Source organism: Collinsella aerofaciens (assembly GCF_040910265.1).
Taxonomy (GTDB): Bacteria; Actinomycetota; Coriobacteriia; order Coriobacteriales; family Coriobacteriaceae; genus Collinsella; species Collinsella aerofaciens_BK.
Genome location: NZ_JBDGAW010000034.1, coordinates 1 through 1,748, shown reverse-complemented (window position 1 = coordinate 1,748; position 1,748 = coordinate 1). Strand labels below are relative to the sequence as shown.

The following is a 1,748-nucleotide window of genomic DNA, read 5'->3' as shown; positions in this document are numbered from 1 at the left end:
TAGAATCGGTAGGGGAGCTTCCCATGGGCGGTGAAGCCGCCGGGCGACCGGCGGTGGAGCGCATGGGAGTGAGAATGCTGGCATGAGTAGCGAGAGACGAGAGAGTAACTCGTCCGCCGTGAACCCGAGGTTTCCTGGGCAAGGCTAATCCTCCCAGGGTCAGTCGGGGGCTAAGGCGAGGCCGGGAGGCGTAGCCGACGCGCAGCAGGCAGACATTCCTGCACCGCGCACGCGGCGCTACGACCGACGGGGCGACGGATGGGGGTGGCTCGGCGGGGTTCTGGACGTCCCCGTGATGGAGCGCGGCCCGCGGACCAGGGAAATCCGGTCCGCAGAAGGGCGAGGCTCCGGACGAAGCGATCAAGCGAAGCGAGTGAGCCCGAGGTCCCTAGAAAAACCCCTAGGCAGGCGCGTGCGCGCCCGTACCGCAAACCGACACAGGTGGGTGGGTAGAACATACCGAGGCGATCGGGTCAACCATGGTCAAGGAACTCGGCACAATGGCCCCGTAACTTCGGGAGAAGGGGTGCCCGCGCGTACGTGAACCGGCTCGCCCGGGGAGCGGAGGCGGGCCGCAGTGGAGAGGCCCAAGCGACTGTTTACCAAAAACACAGGACTCTGCAGAAGCCGCAAGGCGACGTATAGGGTCTGACGCCTGCCCGGTGCCGGAAGGTCACGCGGAGGAGTTAGCGCATCGCGCGAAGCCCCGAAGCCAAGCCCCGGTAAACGGCGGCCGTAACTATAACGGTCCTAAGGTAGCGAAATTCCTTGTCGGGTAAGTTCCGACCTGCACGAAAGGCGCAACGACTTGGGCGCTGTCTCGACCATGGACCCGGTGAAATTGCACTGGTCGTGAAGATGCGACTTACCCGCGGAAGGACGGAAAGACCCCGTGAACCTTCACTGCAGCTTGGCATTGGCCGCTGGTCCCGCGTGTAGAGGATAGGCAGGAGGCACAGATCCGGAGGCGCCAGCCCCCGGGGAGCCGCCCTTGGAATACTGCCCTCGCGCGACCGGCGTCCTAACCCGAGGCCGTCAACCGGCTCGGGGACCGTGCCAGGCGGGCAGTTTGACTGGGGCGGTCGCCTCCTAAAGGGTAACGGAGGCGCGCGAAGGTCCGCTCGGGACGGTCGGCAACCGTCCTTTTGAATGCAAGAGTACAAGCGGGCTTGACTGCGAGGCCCACAAGCCGAGCAGGTGCGAAAGCAGGCTCTAGTGATCCGGCGGCCCCGAGTGGGTGGGCCGTCGCTCAACGGATAAAAGGTACTCCGGGGATAACAGGCTGATCTTGCCCAAGAGTCCACATCGACGGCAAGGTTTGGCACCTCGATGTCGGCTCATCGCATCCTGGGGCTGGAGCAGGTCCCAAGGGTACGGCTGTTCGCCGTTTAAAGCGGTACGCGAGCTGGGTTCAGAACGTCGTGAGACAGTTCGGTCCCTATCCTCCGTGGGCGCAGGAGAATCGATGGAGGCTGCCCCCAGTACGAGAGGACCGGGGTGGACGCACCTCCGGTGAACCGGTTGTCGACCAACGGCACGGCCGGGTAGCCGCGTGCGGCGCGGATAACCGCTGAAGGCATCTAAGCGGGAAGCCGTTCCAGGGATTAGTTCTCCTTCCGGTAAGGGCCCAGGTAGACTACCTGGTCGATAGACGGCAGGTGCAAGGGCGGCGACGTCCTCAGCCGAGCCGCACTAATCGCCCGAGCTCTTCCGGAACCGCACCTCGCGGCCCGCGGGACTGAGCGCTC

1 rRNA gene (running past one end of the window) is annotated in these 1,748 nt (G+C 64.8%); it reads left to right on the top strand.

Annotated elements, in window-relative coordinates:
* A 23S ribosomal RNA gene (locus AB5Z14_RS10020) occupies nt 1-1,716 on the top strand; it begins 1,352 nt to the left of the window's first position.
* Nucleotides 1,717-1,748 lie beyond the last annotated feature (32 nt).